The organism is Streptomyces sp. E2N166 (assembly GCF_003671715.1).
GTDB lineage: Bacteria > Actinomycetota > Actinomycetes > Streptomycetales > Streptomycetaceae > Streptomyces > Streptomyces thinghirensis.
Window position 1 is genome coordinate 74,102 of record NZ_RAIF01000031.1, and the last position, 7,095, is coordinate 81,196.

Annotated in this window: 5 protein-coding genes; 4 read left to right on the forward strand and 1 reads right to left on the reverse strand. The window is 71.7% G+C overall.

Annotated features, from left to right (window positions below; translation table 11 throughout):
• The first annotated feature begins 6 nt into the window (after positions 1 to 6).
• Both guaB and EBH09_RS22355 read left to right on the forward strand, forming a co-directional pair.
• Complete coding sequence (gene guaB, locus EBH09_RS22350; RefSeq protein ID WP_121748738.1) at positions 7 to 1,515, forward strand: IMP dehydrogenase; 1,509 nt, start codon at positions 7 to 9, stop codon at positions 1,513 to 1,515.
• Positions 1,516 to 1,631: 116 nt separating this feature from the next.
• On the forward strand, positions 1,632 to 2,756 hold the full coding sequence (locus EBH09_RS22355; RefSeq protein WP_121748739.1) for a GuaB3 family IMP dehydrogenase-related protein: 1,125 nt from the start codon (positions 1,632 to 1,634) through the stop codon (positions 2,754 to 2,756).
• 67 nt (positions 2,757 to 2,823) lie between these two features.
• Here EBH09_RS22355 and EBH09_RS22360 read toward each other — a convergent pair whose 3' ends face one another.
• Positions 2,824 to 4,032 (reverse strand): nucleotide sugar dehydrogenase, encoded by a 1,209-nt coding sequence (locus EBH09_RS22360; protein ID WP_121748740.1) that lies wholly within the window; start codon positions 4,030 to 4,032, stop codon positions 2,824 to 2,826.
• A gap of 305 nt (positions 4,033 to 4,337) precedes the next feature.
• On the opposite strand from EBH09_RS22360, the gene EBH09_RS22365 reads away from it, so the two are divergent.
• Positions 4,338 to 6,044: a glycerol-3-phosphate dehydrogenase/oxidase gene (locus tag EBH09_RS22365; protein WP_121748741.1), complete on the forward strand. Its 1,707-nt coding sequence runs from the start codon at positions 4,338 to 4,340 to the stop codon at positions 6,042 to 6,044.
• Positions 6,045 to 6,192: 148 nt separating this feature from the next.
• Positions 6,193 to 7,095 (forward strand): serine/threonine-protein kinase (locus tag EBH09_RS22370; protein ID WP_153182707.1); only part of this gene is annotated, 903 nt, incomplete at its 3' end.

Sequence of the window (7,095 nt, forward strand, 5' to 3'; positions counted from 1 at the left end):
GGTGTCATGACTGCCAACGTCGACGGAGTGCCCGAGAAATTCGCGACGCTCGGGCTGACCTACGACGACGTGCTGCTGCTGCCGGGCTCGTCGGACATGGCACCCGACGAGATCGACACCACCTCGTACGTCTCCAGGAACGTGCGGGTCAACATCCCGCTGCTGTCCGCCGCCATGGACAAGGTCACCGAGTCGCGCATGGCGATCGCGATGGCCCGTCAGGGCGGCGTCGGCGTCCTGCACCGCAACCTGTCCATCGAGGACCAGGCCAACCAGGTCGACCTGGTCAAGCGCTCCGAGTCGGGCATGGTGGCCAACCCCATCACCATCCACCCGGACGCCCTGCTCGCCGAGGCCGACTCGCTGTGCGCCAAGTTCCGCATCAGCGGCGTGCCGGTCACCGACGGCGGCGGCAAGCTGCTCGGCATCGTCACCAACCGCGACATGGCCTTCGAGACCGACCGCTCCCGGCAGGTGCGCGAGGTCATGACCCCGATGCCGCTGGTCACCGGCAAGGTCGGCATCTCCGGCGTGGACGCCATGGAGCTGCTGCGCCGCCACAAGATCGAGAAGCTGCCGCTGGTCGACGACAACGGCGTCCTCAAGGGCCTGATCACGGTCAAGGACTTCGTCAAGGCCGAGAAGTACCCGAACGCCGCCAAGGACGCCAGGGGCCGGCTGCTGGTCGGCGCCGCCGTCGGCGTCGCCGGTGACGCCTTCGAGCGCGCCCAGGCGCTGATCGAGGCGGGCGCCGACTTCATCGTCGTCGACACCGCGCACGGCCACTCCCGCCTGGTCGGCGACATGGTCGCCAAGATCAAGTCGAACGCGTCCGGCGTCGACGTCATCGGCGGCAACATCGCCACCCGAGACGGCGCCAAGGCGCTCATCGACGCCGGTGTGGACGGCATCAAGGTCGGTGTCGGCCCCGGTTCCATCTGCACCACCCGCGTCGTCGCCGGCATCGGTGTCCCCCAGGTCACGGCCATCTACGAGGCGTCGCTCGCCGCCAAGGAGGCCGGCATCCCGGTCATCGGCGACGGTGGCCTCCAGTACTCCGGCGACATCGCCAAGGCCCTGGTCGCGGGCGCCGACACGGTGATGCTGGGCTCGCTCCTCGCGGGCTGCGAGGAGTCGCCGGGTGAGCTGATGTTCATCAACGGCAAGCAGTTCAAGTCGTACCGCGGCATGGGCTCGCTGGGCGCCATGCAGACCCGCGGCGACCGCAGGTCGTTCTCCAAGGACCGCTACTTCCAGGAGGGCGTCGCCTCCGACGAGCAGCTGGTCCCCGAGGGCATCGAGGGCCAGGTGCCCTACCGCGGCCCGCTCTCCTCGGTCGTCCACCAGCTGGTCGGCGGCCTGCGCCAGTCGATGTTCTACGTCGGCGGCCGGACCGTGCCCCAGCTCCAGGACAACGGCCGGTTCGTGCGGATCACCTCCGCCGGACTCAAGGAGAGCCACCCGCACGACATCCAGATGACGGTCGAGGCACCGAACTACAGCCGCAGCAAGTAGGCAGCAGCCTGCCCGAGGGCGGCCCCGGACCATCCGGGGCCGCCCTCAGCGGTGCCCCGTCGAGCCCGTCGGGGATACTGGAAGGCGCTGCAACGCATCAGGGAAAGGCCACAGACGTGACTGAGATCGAGATCGGGCGCGGCAAGCGCGGCCGCCGGGCGTACGCCTTCGACGACATCGCCGTCGTCCCCAGCCGCCGTACGCGGGACCCGAAGGAGGTCTCGATCGCCTGGCAGATCGACGCCTACCGCTTCGAGCTGCCGTTCCTGGCCGCTCCCATGGACTCGGTCGTCTCCCCGGCCACCGCCATCCGCATCGGCGAGCTGGGCGGCCTCGGCGTCCTGAACCTGGAAGGGCTCTGGACGCGGCACGAGGACCCGCAGCCGCTGCTCGACGAGATCGCGGAGCTGGACACCGACAACGCGACCCGCCGCCTCCAGGAGATCTACGCCGCTCCCGTCAAGGAGGAGCTGATCGGGCAGCGCATCAAGGAGGTGCGCGACTCGGGTGTGGTCACCGCCGCCGCGCTCTCCCCGCAGCGCACCGCCCAGTTCTCCAAGGCGGTCGTGGACGCGGGCGTCGACATCTTCGTCATCCGCGGCACCACGGTCTCGGCGGAGCACGTCTCCGGTTCGCACGAGCCGCTGAACCTGAAGCAGTTCATCTACGAGCTGGACGTCCCGGTCATCGTCGGCGGCTGCGCCACCTACACCGCCGCCCTGCACCTGATGCGCACCGGCGCGGCGGGCGTCCTCGTCGGCTTCGGCGGCGGCGCGGCCCACACCACGCGCAACGTGCTGGGCATCCAGGTGCCCATGGCGACGGCGGTCGCGGACGTGGCTGCGGCCCGCCGCGACTACATGGACGAGTCCGGCGGCCGGTACGTGCACGTCATCGCCGACGGCGGTGTCGGCTGGTCCGGCGACCTGCCCAAGGCGATCGCCTGCGGCGCCGACTCGGTGATGATGGGCTCGCCGCTGGCCCGCGCGACCGACGCGCCGGGCAAGGGCAACCACTGGGGCATGGAGGCCGTCAACGAGGAGCTGCCCCGCGGCAAGAAGGTCGACCTCGGCACGGTCGGCACCATCGAGGAGATCCTCACCGGCCCGTCCCGCAACCCCGACGGCTCGATGAACTTCTTCGGCGCGCTGCGCCGGGCGATGTCGACCACCGGGTACAGCGAGCTGAAGGAGTTCCAGCGCGTCGAGGTGACGGTGGCGGACTCGCAGCACCGGCGGTAGTCACCCGTACGCAGTACCGAGGGGCCCGGAGCGATCGCTCCGGGCCCCTCGGCGTGTCCGGGCCGGATCAGAGCCGGTGCGCCGCCCCCGTGGGCGTCGCCCCCCGCGTGTCCAGCAGCAGCTGGGCCTTCACCGACAGGCCCTGGAGGTCGTACGTGCGGTGCTGCTGGAGGAGGATCGTCAGGTCGGCGTCGGCGGCGGCCTCGTAGAGGGAGTCGGCGCGGGGGACGGGGCGGTCGGCGACGTTCCAGGACGGGATGTGCGGGTCGTGGTAGCTGACGGCGGCGCCCATCGACATCAGGCGGGTCGCGATCTCCTCGGCCGGGGTGGCCTGCTGGTCGGCGAGGTCGGCCTTGTAGGTGACGCCGAGGAGGAGGACGCGGGCGGCGCGCGCGGACTTGCCGTGCTCGTTGAGCAGGGCGGCGGCGCGCTGGACGACGTAGCGCGGCATCTGGGAGTTGACCTGCTGGGCCAGTTCCACCATGCGCAGGCTGTGCGGGGCCTGGCCGGTCAGGTCCTGGGGGACGGAGTGGCCGCCGACGCCGGGGCCCGGGCGGAAGGCCTGGAAGCCGAACGGTTTGCTCTCCGCGCAGCGCAGGACGTCCCACAGGTCGACGCCGAGGTCGTCGCAGAGCACGGCCATCTCGTTGACGAGGGCGATGTTGACGTGCCGGAAGTTGGTCTCCAGGAGCTGGACCGTCTCGGCCTCGCGGGGGCCGCGCGCGCGGACCACCTTGTCGGTGAGCCGGCCGTAGAAGGTCGCGGCCGACTCGGTGCAGGCGGGGGTGAGGCCGCCGATGACCTTCGGCGTGGTGGCCGGGGTGAAGTCGCGGTTGCCGGGGTCGACGCGGCTGGGGGAGTAGGCGAGGTGGAAGTCGCGGCCGGCGCGCAGACCGGAGCCCTGCTCCAGGATCGGGCGCAGGAAATCCTCCGTCGTGCCGGGCCGCACGGGTGACTCCAGGATGACCGTGGTGTGCGGGCGCATGTGGGCGGCCAGGGTGCGGGCGGCCGCCTCCACCTGGGTGAGGTCCAGGCCGCCGTCCGCGCCGGGCCGGGTCGGGGCGCAGATGACGGCGGTGCGGACGCGGCCCAGCTCGGCCGGTCCGGCGGGGGTGCGGAAGCCCGTCGCGAGCATTCGGCGCACCTCGGCGGGGGTGAGCGGGTCTGCCTCGGGGCCGGTGCGGTAGCCGAGGGTGGGGATGCCTGCGGCGACGGCGGCCTGGGCCAGGGGCAGGCCGTAGGGGCCGAGTCCGATGACGGCGAGATCTGCGGGCATGGCGTGGGCCGTCCTTCCCAGTAGCCGAAGCGGGACAGGTGTGCAAGCCCGGTGGACAGGATGAGCGAGCACAACGTCAGACTAGGAGTAAATATGACCGATTTGCGGGATTGGTCGGCCGAGTTTCGGTGGTGTCGGCACCGCCCGGGTGACGGCCGGGTTTCACGGGAAGAGTTGTCCACAGGTTGGGGGCGTGCGGCGGCCGATGTCGGGCAGGCCGGTCAGAATCTGGGCATGGTGGGTACCAGGAACCGGGCTTCGCCCCCGACGGGTGCGGCCGACGCGACCGACAGCGGGAGGCAGCAGTGAGGACAGCGACCCTGGGGCCGGCGCAGCGCGCCGAGTCACTCGCGGCCATGGCCGAGCGCGAGCTGGACGTACTGGTGGTGGGCGCGGGCGTGGTCGGTGCGGGTACCGCGCTCGACGCCGTGACGCGCGGCCTGTCCACCGGCCTGGTCGAGGCCCGGGACTGGGCGTCGGGCACCTCCAGCAGGTCCAGCAAGCTGATCCACGGCGGCCTGCGCTATCTGGAGATGCTCGACTTCGCCCTCGTGCGGGAGGCCCTGAAGGAGCGCGGGCTGTTGCTGGAGCGGCTCGCGCCGCATCTGGTGAAGCCGGTGCCGTTCCTGTACCCCTTGCAGCACAAGGGGTGGGAGCGGCTGTACGCCGGGTCGGGCGTCGCACTCTACGACGCCATGTCGATGGCTCGCGGACACGGCCGGGGTCTGCCGATGCACCGGCACCTGAGCCGCGGTCACGCACTGCGCGTGGCGCCCGCCTTGAAGAAGGACGCGCTGGTCGGCGCGCTCCAGTACTACGACGCCCAGATGGACGACGCCCGGTTCGTGACGACGCTGGTGCGCACGGCGGCGGCGTACGGCGCCCCGGTCGCCAACCGCGCGCGCGTCACCTCCTTCCTGCGCGAGGGCGAGCGCGTGGTCGGCGCGCGTGTGCAGGACGTCGAGGCGGGCGGGGAGTACGAGATCCACGCCAAGCAGGTCGTGAACGCGACCGGCGTGTGGACGGACGACACCCAGTCGATGGTGGGCGAGCGCGGCCGGTTCCACGTGCGCGCCTCCAAGGGCATCCACCTGGTCGTGCCGAAGGACCGCATCCACTCCAGTACCGGCCTGATCCTGCGCACCGAGAAGTCCGTGCTGTTCGTCATCCCCTGGGGCCGGCACTGGATCATCGGCACCACGGACACCGACTGGGACCTGGACAAGGCCCACCCGGCCGCGTCCAGCGCCGACATCGACTACCTGCTGGAGCACGTCAACTCCGTGCTGTCCGTGCCGCTCACGCGCGACGACGTCGAGGGTGTCTACGCCGGGCTGCGCCCGCTGCTGGCCGGGGAGTCGGACGCCACCAGCAAGCTGTCGCGCGAGCACACCGTCGCGCACCCGGTGCCCGGTCTCGTCGTCGTGGCGGGCGGCAAGTACACGACGTACCGGGTGATGGCCAAGGACGCCGTGGACGCCGCGGTGCACGGGCTCGACCTGCGGGTCGCCGACTGCGTCACCGAGGACACGCCGCTGCTCGGCGCCGAGGGCTACCGGGCGCTGTGGAACGCGCGGAAGCGGGTCGCCGCGCGCACCGGCCTGCACGTCGTACGCGTGGAACACCTGCTGAACCGGTACGGCGCGATGGCGGAAGAGGTCCTGGAGCTCATCGCCGCCGACCCCTCCCTCGGCGAACCGCTGCACGCCGCCGACGACTACCTGCGCGCCGAGGTCGTCTACGCCGCCTCCCACGAAAGCGCCCGGCACCTGGACGACGTACTGACCCGGCGCACCCGCATCTCCATCGAGACCTTCGACCGGGGCACGCGCAGCGCCCGCGAGGCCGCCGAACTGATGGCGCCGGTGCTGGGCTGGGACAAGGACCAGGTCGAACGCGAGGTCCAGCACTACGAGAAGCGGGTCGAGGCCGAGCGGGAGTCGCAGCGCCAGCCGGACGACCTGACGGCGGACGCGGCCCGGCTGGGGGCGCCGGACATCGCGCCACGGTAGGGGCCGCCGGGGCGGGTGTGACGCAGGGTCACCCCGCCGTGCCCCCCGCCCGCTCGCCCGGTTGGCGCCAGGGGCACCCTGGGCGTCGGGCGCTTGTCGGGTGAGGGACAATGAAGGCTCTGTCAGGGCGGGTTGCATGAGGGGACGCATGTCGGAGGCGGAGCGGGCGGGGACATCCCGTACGGACAAGAGCGCACGTCTCCTCGCCGGGCGGTACCGGCTGGGAGACGTGCTCGGCCGCGGCGGCATGGGGACGGTGTGGCGGGCCGAGGACGAGACCCTCGGACGCACGGTCGCCGTCAAGGAGCTGCGGTTTCCCGGGAACATCGACGAGGAGGAGAAGCGGCGCCTGATCACGCGCACGCTGCGCGAGGCCAAGGCCATCGCGCGGATCCGCAACAACAGCGCCGTGACGGTCTACGACGTGGTCGAGGAGGACGACCGACCGTGGATCGTGATGGAACTCGTCGAGGGCAAGTCGCTCGCCGAGGCCATCCGTGAGGACGGCCTGCTGGAGCCGAAGCGCGCGGCGGAGGTCGGCCTCGCCGTCCTCGACGTCCTGCGCTCCGCGCACCGCGAGGGCATCCTGCACCGTGACGTGAAGCCGTCCAACGTACTGATCGCCGAGGACGGCCGGGTCGTGCTCACCGACTTCGGCATCGCCCAGGTCGAGGGCGACCCGTCCATCACCTCCACCGGCATGCTCGTCGGCGCCCCCTCCTACATCTCCCCGGAGCGGGCCCGCGGCCACAAGCCGGGACCGGCGGCCGACCTGTGGTCGCTCGGCGGACTGCTGTACGCGGCCGTGGAGGGCACCCCGCCCTACGACAAGGGCTCCGCGATCGCGACGCTGACCGCGGTGATGACGGAGAACCTGGAGGAGCCGAAGAACGCCGGCCCGCTGCGGGACGTCATCTTCGGGCTGCTCAACAAGGATCCCGCCCAGCGGCTCGACGACGCGGGCGCCCGCGCGATGCTCAACAAGGTCATCCACGCCCCGGACCGGGCCGCCGAGACCGAACCGGCCGACGCCACCAAGGTGGTGCCGCTT

Coding starts and splice junctions, on each gene's coding strand:
- guaB (WP_121748738.1), top strand. CDS start 7: ATGACTGCCAACGTCGACGGAGTGCCCGAGAAATTCGCGACGCTCGGG.
- EBH09_RS22360 (WP_121748740.1), bottom strand. CDS start 4,032: ATGCCCGCAGATCTCGCCGTCATCGGACTCGGCCCCTACGGCCTGCCC.